General features: G+C 70.3%; 18 protein-coding genes. 12 read left to right on the forward strand and 6 right to left on the reverse strand.

The features are described from left to right. Positions 1-91 precede the first annotated feature (91 nt). A complete protein-coding gene (locus tag HED23_RS17700; RefSeq protein ID WP_203184360.1) occupies positions 92-1057 on the reverse strand; it encodes an LLM class F420-dependent oxidoreductase in 966 nt (321 codons plus the stop codon). A gap of 88 nt (positions 1058-1145) precedes the next feature. On the opposite strand from HED23_RS17700, the gene HED23_RS17705 reads away from it, so the two are divergent. The 3 genes from HED23_RS17705 to HED23_RS17715 all read left to right on the forward strand — a co-directional run bounded on the left by HED23_RS17705 (position 1146) and on the right by HED23_RS17715 (position 3460). Continuing rightward, a complete protein-coding gene (locus HED23_RS17705; protein WP_203184361.1) occupies positions 1146-1484 on the forward strand; it encodes a DUF6479 family protein in 339 nt (112 codons plus the stop codon). Between the two features lie 129 nt (positions 1485-1613). After that, entirely contained in the window at positions 1614-2528 is a 915-nt protein-coding gene (locus HED23_RS17710; protein ID WP_203184362.1) for a cation diffusion facilitator family transporter, read from the forward strand. A gap of 104 nt (positions 2529-2632) precedes the next feature. Further along, positions 2633-3460, forward strand: a complete 828-nt coding sequence (locus HED23_RS17715; RefSeq protein WP_203184363.1) for a VOC family protein — start codon at positions 2633-2635, stop codon at positions 3458-3460. A 4-nt stretch (positions 3461-3464) separates the two neighbouring features. Here HED23_RS17715 and HED23_RS17720 read toward each other — a convergent pair whose 3' ends face one another. Further along, positions 3465-4046 carry a DUF6328 family protein gene (locus HED23_RS17720; protein ID WP_203184364.1) on the reverse strand — a complete coding sequence of 194 codons (582 nt, stop codon included), beginning with the start codon at positions 4044-4046 and terminating at the stop codon, positions 3465-3467. Positions 4047-4355: 309 nt separating this feature from the next. Here HED23_RS17720 and HED23_RS17725 point away from each other — a divergent pair, with 309 nt between their 5' ends. Beyond that, positions 4356-4742, forward strand: coding sequence for a VOC family protein (locus HED23_RS17725; RefSeq protein WP_203184365.1), 387 nt, complete (start codon positions 4356-4358; stop codon positions 4740-4742). A gap of 66 nt (positions 4743-4808) precedes the next feature. On the opposite strand, the gene HED23_RS17730 is transcribed toward HED23_RS17725, so the two are convergent. Further along, on the reverse strand, positions 4809-5291 hold the full coding sequence (locus HED23_RS17730) for a GNAT family N-acetyltransferase (RefSeq protein WP_203184366.1): 483 nt from the start codon (positions 5289-5291) through the stop codon (positions 4809-4811). 43 nt (positions 5292-5334) lie between these two features. Beyond that, positions 5335-5736 carry a DUF1992 domain-containing protein gene (locus HED23_RS17735; RefSeq protein WP_203184367.1) on the reverse strand — a complete coding sequence of 134 codons (402 nt, stop codon included), beginning with the start codon at positions 5734-5736 and terminating at the stop codon, positions 5335-5337. Positions 5737-5965: 229 nt separating this feature from the next. On the opposite strand from HED23_RS17735, the gene HED23_RS17740 reads away from it, so the two are divergent. Next, positions 5966-6541, forward strand: a complete 576-nt coding sequence (locus tag HED23_RS17740; protein WP_203184368.1) for a hypothetical protein — start codon at positions 5966-5968, stop codon at positions 6539-6541. Then, positions 6538-7056: a hypothetical protein gene (locus tag HED23_RS17745; protein WP_203184369.1), complete on the forward strand. Its 519-nt coding sequence runs from the start codon at positions 6538-6540 to the stop codon at positions 7054-7056. The genes HED23_RS17740 and HED23_RS17745 overlap by 4 nt, the downstream gene beginning before the upstream one ends. Before the next feature lie 102 nt (positions 7057-7158). Here HED23_RS17745 and HED23_RS17750 read toward each other — a convergent pair whose 3' ends face one another. Both HED23_RS17750 and HED23_RS17755 read right to left on the reverse strand, forming a co-directional pair. After that, positions 7159-7953: a tyrosine-protein phosphatase gene (locus HED23_RS17750; RefSeq protein ID WP_203184370.1), complete on the reverse strand. Its 795-nt coding sequence runs from the start codon at positions 7951-7953 to the stop codon at positions 7159-7161. Positions 7954-8061: 108 nt separating this feature from the next. After that, the gene (locus tag HED23_RS17755) at positions 8062-8556 is read right to left on the reverse strand and encodes an SHOCT domain-containing protein (RefSeq protein WP_203184371.1); all 495 of its coding nucleotides are present in this window, start codon (positions 8554-8556) and stop codon (positions 8062-8064) included. Positions 8557-8722: 166 nt separating this feature from the next. Here HED23_RS17755 and HED23_RS17760 point away from each other — a divergent pair, with 166 nt between their 5' ends. From HED23_RS17760 to meaB, 6 genes are all read left to right on the forward strand, one after another. Beyond that, complete coding sequence (locus HED23_RS17760; RefSeq protein WP_238442016.1) at positions 8723-9142, forward strand: helix-turn-helix transcriptional regulator; 420 nt, start codon at positions 8723-8725, stop codon at positions 9140-9142. Between the two features lie 10 nt (positions 9143-9152). Further along, positions 9153-9566, forward strand: a complete 414-nt coding sequence (locus HED23_RS17765) for a VOC family protein (RefSeq protein ID WP_203184373.1) — start codon at positions 9153-9155, stop codon at positions 9564-9566. Positions 9567-9684: 118 nt separating this feature from the next. Then, entirely contained in the window at positions 9685-12090 is a 2406-nt protein-coding gene (locus tag HED23_RS17770) for an ATP-binding cassette domain-containing protein (protein WP_203184374.1), read from the forward strand. Between the two features lie 182 nt (positions 12091-12272). After that, the gene (mutA, locus tag HED23_RS17775) at positions 12273-14129 is read left to right on the forward strand and encodes a methylmalonyl-CoA mutase small subunit (RefSeq protein ID WP_203184375.1); all 1857 of its coding nucleotides are present in this window, start codon (positions 12273-12275) and stop codon (positions 14127-14129) included. Continuing rightward, positions 14129-16363 (forward strand): methylmalonyl-CoA mutase, encoded by a 2235-nt coding sequence (scpA, locus tag HED23_RS17780; RefSeq protein WP_203184376.1) that lies wholly within the window; start codon positions 14129-14131, stop codon positions 16361-16363. The genes mutA and scpA overlap by 1 nt, the downstream gene beginning before the upstream one ends. A 10-nt stretch (positions 16364-16373) precedes the next feature. After that, positions 16374-17363 (forward strand): methylmalonyl Co-A mutase-associated GTPase MeaB, encoded by a 990-nt coding sequence (gene meaB / locus HED23_RS17785; RefSeq protein WP_203184377.1) that lies wholly within the window; start codon positions 16374-16376, stop codon positions 17361-17363. Positions 17364-17379: the final 16 nt, after the last annotated feature.

The following is a 17379-nucleotide window of genomic DNA, read 5'->3' on the forward strand; positions in this document are numbered from 1 at the left end:
GGCGACACGAGCGACGGCTCGGACGTGCGGGGCCGCGAAAGATCTCGTACCCGGTGTGCGGCGGGGAAACGTGGCGCTGCCCGGCCATCGCCTACAGTTCGCGCAGCGCCGGCAGCAGCGTGCTGTGCGCCCAGTCGATGAAGGGCCGCTGCTGCGCCCCGCCGATCTGGACGAGGGCGACCTCGGTGAAGCCCGCGTCGACGTAGGGGCGCACGGCTTCGACGAACGCGTCGACGTCGGAGCCGCACGGAATCGATTCGGCGATGTCCTCCGTGCGGACGAACTGCGTCGCCTGCTCGAACGCGGACGGCCCCGGCAACTCGGAGTTGACCTTCCAGCCGCCGAGCGACCAGCGGAACTGGTCGTGGGCGCGGGCGATCGCGGCGTCACGGTCGGTGTCGTAGCAGACGGGCACCTGTCCCACCCGGGGCTTCCCGTTCCCGCCGTGCCGGTCGAACTCCTTCAGCAGTCCGCTCCTGGGTTCGGTCGCGATGACCAGGTCGCCGAGCCTGCCCGCGAGTTCGCAGGACCTCTCCCCCGAGACCGCGATGCCGATGGGGACCCGCTGCGCGGGCAGGTCCCACAGCGTGGCGTTCTCCACGTCGAAGTGGGTGCCGTGGTGGTTGACGTAGCCCCCGTCGAAGAGGGCGCGGATGATCTGTACGGCCTCCTCGAGCATCTCCAGGCGGACGTGGGCAGCGGGCCAGCCGGCCCCGACGACGTGTTCGTTGAGGCTCTCTCCGGAGCCGAGGCCGAGCCTGAAGCGGCCCTCGGCGAGCAGTTGCAGCGTCGCCGCCTTCTGCGCCACCACCGCCGGGTGGTAGCGCGTCGTCGGGCAGGTCACGTACGTCATCAGGGGGATCGTGGACGTCGCCTGGGCTGCGGCCCCCAGGACGGACCACGCGTAAGGCGCGTGTCCCTGGGAAGCCAACCAGGGGAAGTAGTGATCGGACGTGACGCTGAAATCGAAGCCGGCCTTCTCCGCTGCGACCACGTCCTCGACGAGGGCACGGGGGCCTGCTTGCTCGGTCATCATCGTGTAGCCGATTTGAACCATATGAAACACATTTACCGTGACATCGCCATAAAACATGAATTCATGTCAATGGCTGTCTGTGATCGATTCCCTGGGGTATGCGCCATGCATGGACGTAACGAACGGAGCATGGAAATCGCTCGCCAGCACCGGCGGCGCCGACGGGCCGGGAGCAGTAGGCGTGATCATCGGCATCGTCGGCCTGTTCGTGGTGCTTCTCCTGATCGGGGGCTTCTGGTTCGGGATGCGGCGGCGCGACAAGGAATCACGGCCGCCGCGCCCCGAGGAGCAGCCGGTGCGTCCGGAGCACCGGACGGAGATCCAGGAGAGCGGGCAGCACGGCTCGGACCGCTTCCCCGAGAACGGCCACGCCCTCACCCCGTACGAGCTCAGCGACCGCGGTAACGAGGTGATCCCGCCGCCGGACGACGAGCACCGGCGTGACTGACACACGATCACACCGGCCACCGGCCGGCCGGGCACAGACGTCCGGGCCCGTCACGGAACGGGTCCGGACGTCTGTGCCCGGCCTTTCATCTCTCAGCGTCGATCGGAGGAACATGAAGCCAGGGGGCATATGAGTCAGCCGGAGTCGGACCGCAGGACCCGGGTCACCGTGCTGGTCGCGCTCGTCGCCAACCTCGTCATCGCCGTGGCCAAAGGGGTGGGGGGATTCCTCTCGGGCTCTCCCGCCCTCCTGTCCGAAGCCGCCCACTCCGTGGCGGACAGCGTGAACGAGGTCTTCCTGCTGGCCGCGCTCAGACGCAGCCGCCGCCCGCCCGACGCCCGTCACCCCTTCGGGTACGGCAAGGAGCGCTACTTCTGGTCACTGCTCGCGGCCGTCGGAATCTTTGTCGTGGGCGGTTGTTTCTCGTTCTACCAAGGCGTTGAGGCGCTGGGCCGCGACGAGCAGGAGTCACCCGACGGATACACGGCCGGCCTGATCGTCCTCGGAGTCGCCCTCGTCGCGGAAGGCAGCTCGCTGGTCCGCGCCCTGGTCCAGCTCCGGGGCGAGAAGAGTGCCGCCCGTGACCCCGCACTGAGAACGGTGATCGCCGAGGACAGCACAGCGGTGCTGGGCGTACTGCTAGCGATGGCGGGGATGGTGCTGCACCTGGTGACAGGAGACGTCGTGTGGGAGGCGTCGGCCTCCCTGGGGATCGGCGTCCTGCTGGTCTACGTCGCCTTCCGGCTCGGCAGGGACGCCCGTGAAAGGCTGATCGGGGAGTCCGCCGACCCGGGGCTGCGCCGGGGCGTGGAGGAGTTCCTCACGTCCCAGGCAGAGATCGACAACGTCGCGGCCCTGTTCACCATGGGCCTCGGCCTCGACTCGGTGCTGGTGGCGGCCAGGATCGATCTGGCGCCAGGCATCGACAGCGAGGAGGTGGAGCGGGTCGCCGTCCGCATCAAGCGCTCGATCGCCAGGACCTGGCCGGAGGCCGAGCACGTCTTCCTCGACATCACGAACGCGCCGCCCCGGGGCGGGGTGTGATCACGGCCGCCGCGTGTTGCGGGAGTCGCCGGGGCGCATGAGGCTGGTCCTGGCCCCGCGGCACCGAAGAAGTCATGCCGCAGAACCGATAAGGCAGTGGGACCATGACTACTGGCGATCCGCGGACCGCGCCGGAACCGGCAGTGCTGAGCGGTGCGAGCGCCCCGTGCTGGGTACACCTGGTGACCCGCGGCCTGGAGGACGCCCAGCGCTTCTACGGCGCCGTTCTCGGCTGGACGTTCCGCCCCGGCCCACTGGGCCGGAACTTCGTGATGGCGCGCTCCGGCGGGGCACCGGTGGCCGGCATCGGCGCGGTCGCGTCGGCCTACCAGGTGGGCGTGGCCTGGATGCCCTACTTCTCGGTCCGGGACGCCGATGTCGTCTCGGACCGCATCCGCGAGCGCAGCGGCACCGTGGGCGTGGGCCCGCTGACCGTCGGACAGGGCCGCGCGGTGCTGGCCGCCGACCGGGACGGCGCCTCGTTCGGCGTCTGGGAGTGGACCGGGCGCGCGGCCACACTCGCGCCGTCCGGGAACCGGGCTCACGCCTGGCTGCGGCTGCGCACCAGGGACGCCTTCGACGCCGCGATCTTCTACGGCGAGGTCCTCGGCTGGGAGAGCGGGGAGCCCGGCGGCTGCGAGGTGGCGTACGTGAAGGAAGAGGTGCTCGTACGCTGCAACGGACGCCCGCTGGCCCGGATCAGCTCCGGTGCCGTGGAGGCCGCTCCCGACCCCCAGGTGCGTCCGCACTGGCAGGTGCAGTTCCCGGTGGCCGATGTGGGCACCACGGTCCTCGCCGCGGAGCGCGACGGAGGGACCCTCATGGAGCGGCGCGATGTGCAGTACGGCAGCGAGGCGACGCTACGGGACCCGGACGGCGCGCTGTTCACCGTCACTGACGTACGCAGCCCCGCGGGTGCGGACGAGGACTGACGGGTCAGGGACGCGGGTCGGAGTCGTCGGCGCCCTGGGTCTTCGTCCCGTCGGCCTGCCGACGGCCGTTGTCCCGGGCGATCGCCCACAGCGGGAACACGAACCAGCAGACCAGGAACCAGAGGGCCATACCGCCCACCAGCCAGAGGGCCGCCACGTTGTGCAGCGCCACCCGCAGTATGAGCAGCAGCGTGCTGCACATCGTGCAGAAGAGCAGGCCGAGACCCATCTTCGTCACGCGTGAGGCCCAGATGACCGTCTGTGGCTTCAACCGGCGGCCGGTGAGCAGCCGGTGGTACGACACCGGCCCTATCAGCGCCGCGGCGGTCGCCGACCCCAGCATGACGGTCACGACGTAGATGTTCCGGTCGACGGTGGACAGGTCGCTGAAGCGGGGCTGGAAGACCACCGCGAGCAGGAAACCGAACAGGATCTGGACGCCGGTCTGCGCCACGCGCAGTTCTTGCAGCAGGTCACCCCACTGCCGGTCCGCGCGCTCCTCCTCGGTCTCGTGCCGTCCGCTGCGCGGGTTCGTACCCGCCTCGTCTCTCCCCGTGTCACCGCTGCCCGCCGGTATCTGTCCCATCGATCCTCCCCCACCTCGTAGAGGTGGTACTGGTTCCCCGCGAAGCCGTCGTGAATCCTGGGCCACCGGCGTTCCGGGCCGGCCGGGCAGACACAGGAGAACGCGCCTGCTGACGCTCTCCATGGTGGCAGCCACGGGGAGATCCACCACACCGGCGGCGGGGAGGGTGCCGATCGGGGCCCACTGAGGGCCAGAACCTCGACGCACCGTCACAACTCGCCTATGATCGGCGTACGGCATCGCGCGTCGGTCACCGTCTGGGTGAGGCGTGGAGGTAGCCCGTGAGATGCCCTCTGGAGGCATTCCACAGTGTCGGTCGAGTTGAATCACACCATCGTTCACAGCAGGAACAACCGCGAGTCGGCGGAGTTCCTGGCGCACATTCTGGGTCTCACCGTCGGAACCGAGTGGGGGCCCTTCATCCCGGTGGTCCTCGCGAACGGCGTCACGCTGGACTTCGCGACCGTTCCCGCCGAGTCGATCACCGTGCAGCACTACGCCTTCCTGATCACGGAGGCGGAGTTCGACACCTCCTTCGACCGCATCAAGGCGGACGGGATCACGTACTACGCCGATCCCCACCAGAAGCATCCCGGCGAGATCAACCACAACGACGGGGGACGCGGGGTGTACTTCCCGGACCCCGACGGCCACGGGATGGAACTCATCACCCGTCCTTACGGCGGCTGGTCGTAGCGGTCCCCGTCCCGGGCACATAAGAGTGGCCCGGCCGCGATCAAGGATCCGGCCGGGCCGTTCGGCTCAGGGACCGCCGTCGACCGTGAGCACCAGCTCGGGCCGGTCCCACATCACCGCGGGCGGGCGCGCCGCGACGGTACCGGTGCGTTCGGCGCCCACACTGCGGTAGAAGCCTTCGGCCGGCGGGTGAGCGACCACACGGACGGACGGCAGGCCGGCACGGCGCGCTTCCTCGCGGAGGTGGCCGACGAGGAGCCGCCCGATGCCCCGCCCCTGGACGTCGTCGGCGACGAACATCAGGTCGAGCTCCGGCGGGGAGAGGACCAACGCGTAGAAACCCAGCACCCGGCCGTCGTCGTCCACCGCCACGTGGACGCGGTGCGCCTCGATGTAGTCCGGGCCGACCTTGTAGCCCGCGACCATGGGTGCGTAGGGGCCCTCGTAGGCACGGGACGTGGTGACCAGGCGGGTGAGCCGCCTGGCGTCCCGTGCGACGGCGCGCCTGATCCGGACCTCGCCGTGCCGGCCCGTGACGCTCGATCTCATGAAACGAGTATCGCGCACCCCGGGTGCGGGGCGCGCCTGCTGCTCAGCGTCCGCGCTCGGCACGCCACTCGCCGACGACCGCGTCGATGTCGAACGGCTCGAGGTTCAGCGGGGGGCCCGCCGGCGGTCTGGCAAGTGCCTCGCGGATCCTCTCGTTCATCTCGTTCAGGATGCGCCGGACCTCCGCCTCCGACCGTGCGCGGGACGCGTCGAGCCGGGCGTCCTCGGCCGCCTTGCGCAGCGTCAGCGAGGGCGGGAGCGCGGACAGCCCCTCACGCTCCATCTTGGCCTTGATCCACCACATCGCGTCGTAGGGCCTGTCGAGACCGGGAATCGGCTTGCCCGCGCCCGGCAGGCCGGCGAAGGCGCCCCTCTCCTCGGCCTCGCGGATCTGCCGGTCCACCCAGGTCTCGAAGCCGACCCCTGCGGGTTTGCACTCGGTCACCGCGTGCCCCTCTCGCAACTCGTGCCGGACGGCGTCGCGTTCGCCCGGACGCGTCCGCGCCCGACGTGTCCCAGGATACCGGGGGCATTCCCGCATGAACGGTGTCCAGCGGGTACACGGCTGGTGCACACCGCCCGGCCGGCACCACCGGACCGGGCCCTCACCGGAAGGGGTTGACGAGAGTGGAACAGCACGACGCACCGACCGCGAACCGACGGGAGCGTCGGCCATGACGACCGTGGTGATCATCGTTGCCGTCGTCCTCGTGGCAGCGCTCGCCTTCTTCCTCATCCGCGGCCGCAGGACCGGCGGGCGGGGGCTGCAGCGCCGCTTCGGACCCGAGTACGACCGGACGGTCGCCCGTCACGACGGCGACACGAAAGCGGCCGAGCACGAGCTTTCGGAACGCGTGAGGCTGCACGGCTCCCTGTCGGAGCGGCCCTTGCGGCCGGAGGCCCGCGAGGCCTACGCCCGCCGCTGGGCCGAGGTGCAGGAGCGGTTCATCGACTCCCCCAGGGAAGCGGTCGCCGAAGCCGACGCGCTACTGGCGCAGCTGGCACGTGACCGGGGCTTCCCGGAAGGCGACAGCTTCCAGGAGCAGACGGACGCTCTCTCCGTCCATCACGCCGAGCAGGTCGACGGCTACCGCAGGGTGCACACGGCCGTGCGTGGCCAGGGCGGCACGGAGGAGATGAGGAAGGCCCTGATCGAGTCGCGGGCACTCTTCGACGTACTTCTCGCGGACGCAGCAGAAGAGCCGGTCCGGACGGACCGGCACGAGGCGAAGGGCAGTGCAGCAGCATGACCAACCGCACCGAGCACACGACAGAACCCGTCTCCCCCACGCAGGCCCGGCACACCGGCGTCCCGGGAAGCACAGCCGGCGCCGCGTCGGGCAGGAACCCGGGCGCGGCGACCGGAATGGCGTCCGGAGACAGCAAGGGCCTCGGGCCGAAGAGCGGCGGTCCCGGTGATCTCAGCGTTCCGCCCGCCCCGCGCTCGGCCCCCGCCGCGCCGGCGACCGAGCACCACGAGGCCCCGGGCACCAGCCGGCCCCTGATCCCCCGTGACGAGCAGGACGCGCTGTCCCTCCGCATGCAGCAGGCGGTCACCGAATTCGTCGAGAGCCCACGCCGGGCGGTCGAGTCGGCGGACAGCACGTTCGACCGGATCGTCTCGGGTTTGACCGAGGCCCTGGCGGAACGCAGGCGCGTCCTGCGCGCGAGCTGGCAGGAGCAGGACACCGATGCCCAGACCGAGGAACTGCGGATAGCGCTCCAGCGCTATCGCGACATCAGCGAGCAGCTGTTGAGGATCTGAGCGGCGCAGCCGCCGAACCCAGGCCCGGTGCCACGTCCCCCGACGCGGCACCGGGCCGCCCCGCGTCCGGGGCCTGTGGTCGTGCCGGGGCGGCCAGGCCGGTCAAGCCGGGACGGCCAGGTCGGCACGCAGCCGCTCGGCCACCTCCGGGGGTAGGCGCAGCGCCTTGCCCAGGTAGCCGTCGAGCCCGCCCCAGCGCTCGTCCATCGCGTCCAGGGCCGCCTCGAGGTAGCGGGGCCGGGCCTCGATGACCGCGGACGCGATCTCCGGGTCCCCGCCCTCGTCGAGAAAGCGCCGTACGGCCGGTCCGAAGGCGGCGCGCACCGCCCGGTTCACCGCGAGGAACTCCGCGCGTACTACCTCACGCGACGCGCCCGCCATCATCAGCAGGAGAGCGGTGGCCCAGCCCGTCCGGTCCTTCCCGGTCGCGCAGTGGAAGAGGAGCGGTCTCGCCCGCGGATCCGCGACGGTGTCGAGGAAGGCACGGTAGGCGGCCGCCGCTCCCGGGGACAGGACCATCTTGCGATAGGTCTGTGCGAACAGTTCCTCGGCCCTGCCACCACCGAGCAGGACGGCTGCTCCGTCCGGGTCGCCGAGCAACGCCTTGAGCCTGGCGGGCGCCAAGCCGGGGTTGTCGCCGAGGACGTCCGCGACGAACAGCCTCGCCCCCGCCGGCAGCCGGTCGGGCGCCCATCGGCGCTCGTCGGCGGTACGCAGATCGACGACGGTGCGGATGCCGAGCGCGGCCACCGCCATGTCGTGCTCACCGAGCTCGCTCAGCTGGCCCGAGCGCAGAAGGATTCCCTGCCGCAGGCGGTGGTGGCGCCCCAGGGCGATACCGCCCAGATCGCGCAGGTTGACAACGGTCGAAGCGGGGACGGCCCGGGCGGTCTGCACGATGAACTGCCTCTTTCCCGACAGACTGCAGGTCGGAATCAACGTCGCACGGCGTGCGGATATCGACAAAGGGAACGTGAGGTACCGGGGGCACCGGGCGGTGGGGCTTCAGTCGGCGAGGATCCTCGTCTTCTGCTCCGCGAACTCCGCGTCGGTGAGAACGCCCCGCTGCTTCAGTTCGGCGAGCCTCTCGAGCAGCGTGATGACATCGTCCCCGCCGTCCGCGGGAACGCGCTCGTGCGCCAGGAGACGGCCGCCCGCGTCCTGGACCACCCGGGTGAGAGGCACCGACCAGAGGTCCTCCCACACGATCAGTGCGGCGGAGGCTTCCTCCGGCAGACGTTCGAGCGCATCGAGGTCCGTGATCTGCGGCAGACCGGCCGGCTGGTCTGCCGGCGGCTCGAACGGCACCAGCCCCTGCGGGTCCATCTCCCTCAGCGCGACGCGCTCGACGACGCCGCCCGCGGCTCTGCGGGCGAAGGCCAGGTCGAGGATGCGTACCGCCTCGGACGCGACGGCGTCGGCCAGTACGGGTGCGATGGCGTCGGCGAACCGGGCGCCGGGAAAGGCGACGACGAGATATTCCACGGGTCCGACGGCCATGGTGCGTCCTTCCCCTGCGGTTCTGGGTCGCAAGCAGCATATATTCGGGTGATCAGTTACGCACTGTGAAAAACAGTGACAGTCCGGGCGCCGATCGAACGTGGCACCGGGCTGCGGGCGTGCCATGGCACCGGCCCGTCTTGCCGCGGCATGGGAGAGTTGTCCTGTGACGCTGGAGGACCTCGTCCGGCTGCGCCGGGCCCGTGACCGGATGGACCGCGACTACGCGGAGCCGCTCGACGTTCCGGCGCTCGCACGTGCCGCTCTCATGTCACCGGGCCACTTCTCCCGGTCCTTCCGCGCGGCGTACGGGGAGACGCCGTACAGCTACTTGATGACACGCAGGATCGAGCGGGCGAAGGCACTGCTGCGGCGGGGCGACCTCACGGTGACGGAGGTCTGCTTCGCGGTCGGTTGCACCTCGCTGGGGTCGTTCAGCTCGCGGTTCACCGAGCTGGTCGGCGAGAGCCCGAGCTCGTACCGGGCCCGGCCCCATGAGGCGGGCGCCGCCATCCCCGCCTGCGTAGCCAAGATCCACACGCGACCGGTCAGGAATGGAGAAGCGAAAGCCTCCCGCCGCCCGTAGCGTGATTCGCATGGATATCAAGCTCTCCCAGTGCTTCATCGCCGTCGACGACCACGACAAGGCGCTGGTTTTCTACCGTGACGTCCTCGGCCTGGAGGTCCTCAACGACGTCGGGTTCGAGGGCATGCGCTGGGTGACCGTCGCGGCGCCGTCGCAGCCCGGTGTGGAGATCGTCCTCGAGCCGCCCCTCGCGGATCCCAACGCCTCCCCCGCCGACCGGGCGATCATGGCGGAACTGCTCGCGAAGGGCCTGCTGCGCGGCGTCATCTTCGCCACGGACGACTGTGACGCCACCTTCGAGCGCATCCGCGCCGCGGGCGGCGAGGTGCTCCAGGAGCCGGTCGACCAGCCCTACGGCGTCCGCGACTGCGCCTTCCGGGACCCCTCGGGGAACATGCTGCGCTTCAACCAGCCCCGCAGGTGATCCCGCAACCGGGAGACACCGCCGGCCTGACGGACGGCGACCGACGCCGCCACGCGCCGACGACACCGACGAAGACCGCGCAGGCGGCCCGCGCAACAGAGACGGAGATACGACAAGCATGGCCAAGAGGACGGACACGCGGTCACCCGCGCCGCATGTTTCCGACAGTCACGATCTGATCCGCGTGCACGGCGCACGCGTGAACAATCTCAAGGACGTCAGCGTCGAGATCCCGAAGCGCCGGCTGACGGTGTTCACCGGCGTCTCCGGCTCGGGCAAGAGCTCATTGGTGTTCAGCACCATCGCCGCCGAGTCGCAGCGGATGATCAACGAGACCTACAGCACCTTCGTCCAGGGCTTCATGCCGACGCTGGCGCGGCCCGACGTCGACGTCCTCGACGGGCTGACGACCGCCATCACCGTCGATCAGCAGCGGATGGGTGCCGACCCCCGTTCGACCGTCGGCACCGCCACCGACGCCAACGCGATGCTGCGCATCCTCTTCAGCCGGCTCGGCAAGCCTCACATCGGCCCGCCCAGCGCGTACTCCTTCAACACCGCCTCGGTCCGTGCCAGCGGCGGGATCACCGTCGAACGCGGTGCCGCCAGGACCCGGACCGTGAAGGCGACGTTCAACCGCACCGGCGGAATGTGCACACGCTGCGAGGGCCGGGGTTCGGTGTCCGACATCGACCTCACCCAGCTCTACGACGACTCGAAGTCGCTGGCCGAGGGCGCGTTCACCATCCCCGGATGGAAGTCGGACAGTCAATGGACCGTGCAGGTCTACGCCCAGTCGGGTTTCGTCGACCCGGACAAGCCGATCCGGAAGTACACGAAGAAGGAACTGCAGGCCTTCCTCTACGGGGAGCCGGTCAAGGTCAAGGTCAACGGCGTCAACCTCACTTATGAGGGGCTGATCCCCAAGATCCAGAAGTCGTTCCTGTCCAAGGACAAGGAGGCGATGCAGCCGCACATCCGCGCGTTCGTGGAGCGTGCGGTCGCCTTCACCACCTGCCCCGATTGCGAGGGCTCCCGGCTCAGCGAGGGCGCCCGGTCCTCGAAGATCGAGCGGATCAGCATCGCCGACGCCTGCGCGATGGAGATCCGCAACCTGGCCGAATGGGTGCGCGGTCTGGAGGAGCCTTCGGTGGCTCCGCTGCTCGCCGCGCTGCAGCGGACCCTCGACTCGTTCACGGAGATCGGCCTCGGCTACCTCTCGCTCGACCGGCCGGCGGGCACGCTCTCGGGCGGCGAGGCGCAGCGCGTCAAGATGATCCGGCACCTCGGCTCCTCGCTCACCGACGTCACCTACGTCTTCGACGAGCCGACCATCGGCCTGCACCCCCATGACATCCAGCGGATGAACGGCCTGTTGCTCCGGCTCCGGGACAAGGGGAACACGGTGCTCGTCGTGGAACACAAGCCGGAGACGATCGTGATCGCCGACCACGTCGTCGACCTCGGCCCGGGGGCGGGCGGCGCGGGCGGCACCGTCTGTTTCGAGGGAACCGTCGAAGGGCTGCGGGCAGGCGACACCGTCACCGGGCGCCATTTCGACGACCGGGCCGCCGTCAAGGAGTCGGTGCGCGAGCCCACCGGCACGCTGGAGATCCGCGGTGCGTCGGCGCACAACCTGCGGGACGTCGACGTCGACATCCCGCTCGGAGTGCTGACCGTGGTCACCGGCGTCGCCGGTTCCGGTAAGAGCTCGCTCGTGCACGGGTCCCTGCCACACCGGTCGGGGGCCGTCGGCGAGAAGGTGGTGTCGGTCGACCAGAGCCCCATCAAGGGCTCGCGGCGCAGCAACCCGGCCACGTACACCGGGCTGCTCGACCCGATCCGCAAGGCGTTCGCCAAGGTCAACGGAGTGAAGCCGGCGCTGTTCAGCGCCAATTCCGAGGGCGCCTGCCCCACTTGCAACGGTGCGGGCGTCATCTACACCGACCTCGGGATGATGGCCGGGGTCTCGACGACGTGCGAGGACTGCGAGGGGAAGCGGTTCGACGCGTCGGTCCTCGAATACCACCTGGGCGGCCGCGACATCAGCGAGGTACTCGCGATGTCGGTGACCGATGCCGAGGAGTTCTTCGGCGCGGGCGAGGCCGCCACACCCGCCGCACACCGCATCCTGGGCAGGCTCGCGGACGTGGGGCTCGGCTATCTGGCTCTCGGACAGCCGCTCACCACGCTGTCGGGCGGCGAGCGGCAGCGGCTCAAGCTGGCCACCCACATGGCCGAGAAGGGCGGCATCTACGTCCTCGACGAGCCGACCGCCGGTCTCCACCTCGCCGATGTCCAGCAGTTGCTCGGCCTGCTGGACCGGCTCGTCGACTCCGGCAAGTCGGTCATCGTCGTGGAGCACCATCAGGCGGTCATGGCGCACGCAGACTGGATCGTCGACCTCGGGCCCGGAGCCGGGCACGACGGAGGCCGGATCGTCTTCGAGGGCACACCGGCCGAGCTCGTGTCCGGCCGCTCCACCCTCACCGGTCAGCACCTCGCGGACTACGTCGGCGGCTGACCCGGCGAACCCGGCGCCGGCCCCACCTGCCGGCGTCGGGTTCACGAGCCGGCACCGGGCCCACCTCCGGTCACAGCCCGGGACAAGGCAGCACCACCCAGGGGATCCGGCACATTTCGGAGAGTGCAAGGTCACAGCCGGTGGCTCTGCTGCTCTTCAGAGTGCTGACCTAGCATCTGAACATGACGGTCCTGCCTGCTGACGGGCTTTCTCCGGCTGCCGAGTTCCCCGACCCTTCCCACGATCAGTGGCAGAGCCTCGTCGAAGGCGTACTGCGCAGGTCAGGTAAGGAAGTCACGGGCACGGCAGCCGAGGGAGCACTGTCCACCGCGCTCGAGGACGGGCTCACAGTCCGCCCCCTGTACACCTCCATCGACGCAACCGCAGACCCCGGTCTGCCCGGCTTCGCGCCCTTCACCCGGGGCAGCCGGGCTGCGGGGAACACCACGGACGGCTGGGACGTGCGCCAGCGACACGCGCTGCCCGATCCCGTGCGGCTGAACGAGGCCGTGCTCGGCGATCTGGAGAACGGCGTCACGTCGATCTGGCTGACCGTCGGCGGTCCCGGCGGGGTTCCGGTCTCCGGTCTGGCACGTGCCCTGGAGGGCGTCTACCTCGATCTTGCGCCTGTCGCGCTCGACGCGGGCGCCGATCCCGGGCCCGCCGTCCGGGAGTTGCTCGGGCTCTACGAGGCCCGGGGGGTCGCGAAGGAGGCCGCACGCGGAAGCCTCGGGGTGGATCCGCTCGGGGTGGCCGCCCGTACGGGCACGGAGCCGGAGACGGACGCAGCGGCCCACTGGGCCCGGCTGTGTTCGAGCGAGTACCCGGGGCTTCGTTCCCTGTCCGTGGACGCCCTGCCGTACCACGAAGCCGGTGGCTCCGCAGCCGAGGAGCTGGGGCTCTCACTGGCCACCGGCGTCGCCTACCTCCGAACCCTGACGTCCTCGGGGCTCTCCGTCGAAGAGGCCTGCGCACAGCTGGAGTTCCGGTACGCGGCGACGGCCGATCAGTTCCTGACCATCGCGAAGCTCCGCGCGGCCAGGCGGCTGTGGGCCCGTGTCGCGGAGGTCTGCGGGGCCCGTGACGCCGGGGCGCAGCGGCAGCACGCCGTGACCTCGTCGGTGATGATGACGCGCCGTGATCCGTGGGTGAACATGCTGCGGACGACGCTGGCCTGTCTGGGCGCGGGCGTCGGCGGAGCCGAATCCGTCACCGTGCTGCCGTTCGATCATGCGCTGGGGCTGCCCGACGCGTTCGCCCGGCGGATCGCCCGCAACACCTCCACGATCCTGGTGGAGGAGTCCCATCTGGCCCGGGTGACGGACCCGGCCGGCGGTTCCTGGTACGTCGAGCGGCTGACCGATGAACTGGCCGCTGCCGCCTGGTCGTTCTTCCAGGAGGTGGAGCGGGCCGGCGGTCAGGCCGCCGCCCTCCACTCCGGCATGGTCCAGGAGCGGCTCGCGGCGACGTGGGCGGCCCGGAGCAGGAATCTGGCACGGCGCAAGGAGCCGGTGACGGGGGTCAGCGAGTTCCCGGCTCTCGACGAGCGGCCGGTGGAGCGTGAGCCCTCGCCCACCACGCCGAACGGCGGCGGGCTGCCCAAGGTCCGGCGGGACGAGGCGTTCGAGGCGCTGCGGGCGAGGTCGGACGCGCACCTGGCGGCCACGGGCAGCCGCCCCAAGGTGTTCATCGCCGCACTCGGGCCGGCGTCGGTCCACACCGCGCGGGCATCCTTCGCGGCGAACCTCTTCCTGTCGGGCGGCATCGAGCCCGTCCAGGAGCCGGCTTCCGTGGACGCGTCGACCGCCGCCGCGGCCTTCAAGGCCGCCGGGGCGACGATCGCCTGCCTGTGCTCGACGGACGCGCTCTACACCGAACAGGCCGAGGCCGTCGCCTCCGCCCTCCGGGCCGCGGGGGCCGAGCAGATCTTCCTCGCGGGGCGGCCGGGCGAGTACGCCGGGGCCGACGTCCACGTGTTCGCCGGCTGTGATGTGGTGGCCGTCCTCTCCTCCGAACTCGACCGTATGGGAGTGGCGTGATGCAGACCCCCGAGACCACCGTGTCTCCCCGGACCCCCGTGCCGGACTTCTCCGACGTCGCACTGACGGGCGAGCCCGCCGCCGAGGTCTCCGCGGACCGGTGGCAGGCCGCGGTGAAGGAGTCCGCCGGCCGCTCCGAGGACGAACTGCTCTGGGAGACCCCGGAGGGCATCGAGGTCAAGCCGCTGTACACCGGGCGCGACCTGGAGGGGCTCGACTTCCTCGGGACGTACCCCGGCATCGCTCCGTATGTGCGCGGTCCGTACCCGACGATGTACGTCAATCAGCCCTGGACGATCCGTCAGTACGCGGGGTTCTCCACGGCCGAGGAGTCCAACGCCTTCTACCGGCGCAATCTGGCGGCGGGCCAGAAGGGTCTCTCGATCGCGTTCGACCTGCCGACCCACCGCGGCTACGACAGCGATCACCCCCGGGTGACCGGCGATGTGGGCATGGCGGGCGTGGCGATCGACTCGATCTACGACATGCGTCAGCTCTTCGACGGCATCCCGCTGGACCGCATGTCCGTGTCGATGACGATGAACGGCGCGGTACTTCCCGTACTCGCCCTGTACATCGTCGCCGCGGAGGAGCAGGGAGTCGCGCCCGAGAAGCTGGCCGGGACCATTCAGAACGACATCCTCAAGGAGTTCATGGTCCGCAACACCTACATCTATCCGCCCGGCCCCTCGATGCGGATCATCTCCGACATCTTCGCGTTCACCTCGCAGAAGATGCCGCGCTACAACTCGATCTCGATCTCCGGCTACCACATCCAGGAGGCCGGCGCGACGGCCGACCTGGAGCTCGCGTACACCCTGGCCGACGGGGTGGAGTATCTGCGGGCCGGGCAGGCCGCGGGCCTGGACGTGGACGCGTTCGCCCCGCGCCTCTCGTTCTTCTGGGCTATCGGCATGAACTTCTTCATGGAGATCGCGAAGCTGCGGGCGGCGCGGCTGCTGTGGGCGAAGCTGGTCGCGGAATTCGGCCCGAAGAATCCCAAATCCCTTTCCCTGCGCACCCATTCGCAGACCTCGGGCTGGTCCCTGACCGCGCAGGACGTGTTCAACAATGTGACGCGCACCTGCGTCGAGGCGATGGCCGCGACCCAGGGGCACACCCAGTCGCTGCACACCAACGCGCTCGACGAGGCACTCGCGCTGCCGACGGACTTCTCGGCGCGCATCGCCCGCAACACCCAGCTGCTGCTCCAGCAGGAGTCCGGTACCTGCCGGGTCATCGACCCGTGGGGCGGCAGCGCGTACGTGGAGAAGCTGACCCACGACCTGGCACGGCGGGCCTGGCAGCACATCGAGGAGGTCGAGGCGGCCGGCGGCATGGCCAAGGCCATCGACGCGGGCATCCCCAAGCTCCGGATCGAGGAGGCCGCGGCCCGTACACAGGCGCGGATCGACGCCGGACGCCAGCCCGTCATCGGCGTGAACAAGTACCGGGTGGAGACCGACGAGAAGATCGATGTGCTCAAGGTCGACAACTCCTCGGTGCGCGCCCAGCAGATCGAGAAGCTTCGCCGGCTGCGCGAGGAGCGTGACGAGGCGGCCTGCCAGAACGCGCTGCGCGCGCTGACCGCCGCTGCGGAGAGGGACCCCGGGCCGGGGCTCGAGGGCAACCTGCTGGCGCTGGCCGTGGACGCCGCGCGTGCGATGGCCACGGTCGGGGAGATCTCGGACGCGCTGGAGAAGGTCTACGGCAGGCACGCCGGCCAGATCCGTACGATCTCCGGGGTGTACCGCAAAGAGGCAGGAGAGTCCCCGTCCGTGGACCGCACCCGCACGCTCGTCGATGAGTTCCAGGAGGCGGAGGGACGGCGTCCGCGCATTCTCGTCGCCAAGATGGGCCAGGACGGACACGACCGCGGCCAGAAGGTGATCGCGACGGCCTTCGCCGACCTGGGCTTCGACGTCGATGTCGGCCCGCTCTTCCAGACACCGGGCGAGGTCGCCCGGCAGGCCGTCGAGGCGGACGTGCACATCGTAGGCGTCTCGTCGCTCGCCGCCGGCCACCTCACGCTCGTACCCGCGCTGCGTGAGGAGCTCGCGACCGAGGGCCGTGAGGACATCATGATCGTGGTGGGCGGGGTGATTCCGCCGCAGGACATCGACGCGCTGCACGAGGCGGGTGCCACGGCGGTGTTCCCGCCCGGCACGGTGATCCCGGACGCCGCCCACGACCTGGTCGCGCGGCTCGCCGCCGCTCTCGGCCACGAACTGTGAGCCGCTGACGGTGGCAGCGAACATCGATATCGACGCCTACGCCAAGGGTGTGCTAGACGGGAAGCGGGCGTTCGTCGCTCGCGCGATCACCCTCGTGGAGTCGGCACGCCCCGACCACCGGGCACTGGCACAGCGATTGCTGAGCGAGCTGCTGCCCCACGCCGGGCGGGCCAGGCGCATCGGGATCAGCGGCGTGCCGGGCGTGGGGAAGTCCACGTTCATCGACGCGCTCGGCACCCTGCTGACCGGCCTCGGGCACCGGGTGGCCGTGCTGGCCGTGGACCCGTCCTCCAGCCGTACCGGCGGCTCGATCCTGGGTGACAAGACCCGGATGGAGCGGCTGGCGGTGGACGCGCGGGCGTTCGTGCGCCCCTCCCCCACCGCGGGGACCCTCGGTGGGGTGGCCAAGGCGACGCGTGAGTCCATCGTGGTGATGGAGGCTGCCGGCTACGACGTGGTTCTGGTGGAGACGGTCGGGGTCGGGCAGTCGGAGACGGCGGTCGCCAACATGGTCGACACCTTCCTGCTGCTCACCCTGGCCCGGACCGGCGACCAGCTCCAGGGGATCAAGAAGGGTGTCCTGGAGCTGGCCGACGCCATCGCGGTCAACAAGGCCGACGGCCCGCACGAGCGCGACGCCCGCTCCGCGGCACGTGAACTGGCGGGCGCCCTGCGGCTGATGCACCCGGTCGACGCGGCCTGGACTCCCCCGGTGATGACGTGCAGCGCCAGGGAGTCGACCGGGCTGGACTCATTGTGGGAGCGGCTGGAGCAGCATCGTACGCTCCTTGAGTCCACCGGGCGGCTGACGGCCAAGCGACGCGAGCAGCAGGTGGACTGGACCTGGACGATGGTCCGCGACGAACTGCTGGACAGCCTGCGTGGCCACCCGAAGGTGCGTGCGCTTTCTCCGGAGCTCGAACAGCGTGTCCGTAAGGGCGAGTTGACGGCAACGCTGGCAGCGGAGCGGATCCTGCAGGCGTTCCGAGGGGAAGACTGAGGGACCCGGCACTGGC

Origin of the sequence: Streptomyces pratensis (assembly GCF_016804005.1) — a bacterium.
Classification (GTDB): domain Bacteria; phylum Actinomycetota; class Actinomycetes; order Streptomycetales; family Streptomycetaceae; genus Streptomyces; species Streptomyces pratensis_A.

Excerpts from the sequence above, each read along its gene's own strand:
- HED23_RS17740 (WP_203184368.1), top strand. The coding sequence starts at position 5,966 with ATGACGACCGTGGTGATCATCGTTGCCGTCGTCCTCGTGGCAGCGCTC.
- HED23_RS17745 (WP_203184369.1), top strand. The coding sequence starts at position 6,538 with ATGACCAACCGCACCGAGCACACGACAGAACCCGTCTCCCCCACGCAG.
- HED23_RS17700 (WP_203184360.1), bottom strand. The coding sequence starts at position 1,057 with ATGGTTCAAATCGGCTACACGATGATGACCGAGCAAGCAGGCCCCCGT.
- HED23_RS17730 (WP_203184366.1), bottom strand. The coding sequence starts at position 5,291 with ATGAGATCGAGCGTCACGGGCCGGCACGGCGAGGTCCGGATCAGGCGC.
- HED23_RS17770 (WP_203184374.1), top strand. The coding sequence starts at position 9,685 with ATGGCCAAGAGGACGGACACGCGGTCACCCGCGCCGCATGTTTCCGAC.
- HED23_RS17705 (WP_203184361.1), top strand. The coding sequence starts at position 1,146 with ATGGACGTAACGAACGGAGCATGGAAATCGCTCGCCAGCACCGGCGGC.
- HED23_RS17765 (WP_203184373.1), top strand. The coding sequence starts at position 9,153 with ATGGATATCAAGCTCTCCCAGTGCTTCATCGCCGTCGACGACCACGAC.
- mutA (WP_203184375.1), top strand. The coding sequence starts at position 12,273 with ATGACGGTCCTGCCTGCTGACGGGCTTTCTCCGGCTGCCGAGTTCCCC.
- HED23_RS17715 (WP_203184363.1), top strand. The coding sequence starts at position 2,633 with ATGACTACTGGCGATCCGCGGACCGCGCCGGAACCGGCAGTGCTGAGC.
- HED23_RS17710 (WP_203184362.1), top strand. The coding sequence starts at position 1,614 with ATGAGTCAGCCGGAGTCGGACCGCAGGACCCGGGTCACCGTGCTGGTC.
- scpA (WP_203184376.1), top strand. The coding sequence starts at position 14,129 with ATGCAGACCCCCGAGACCACCGTGTCTCCCCGGACCCCCGTGCCGGAC.
- HED23_RS17755 (WP_203184371.1), bottom strand. The coding sequence starts at position 8,556 with ATGGCCGTCGGACCCGTGGAATATCTCGTCGTCGCCTTTCCCGGCGCC.
- HED23_RS17720 (WP_203184364.1), bottom strand. The coding sequence starts at position 4,046 with ATGGGACAGATACCGGCGGGCAGCGGTGACACGGGGAGAGACGAGGCG.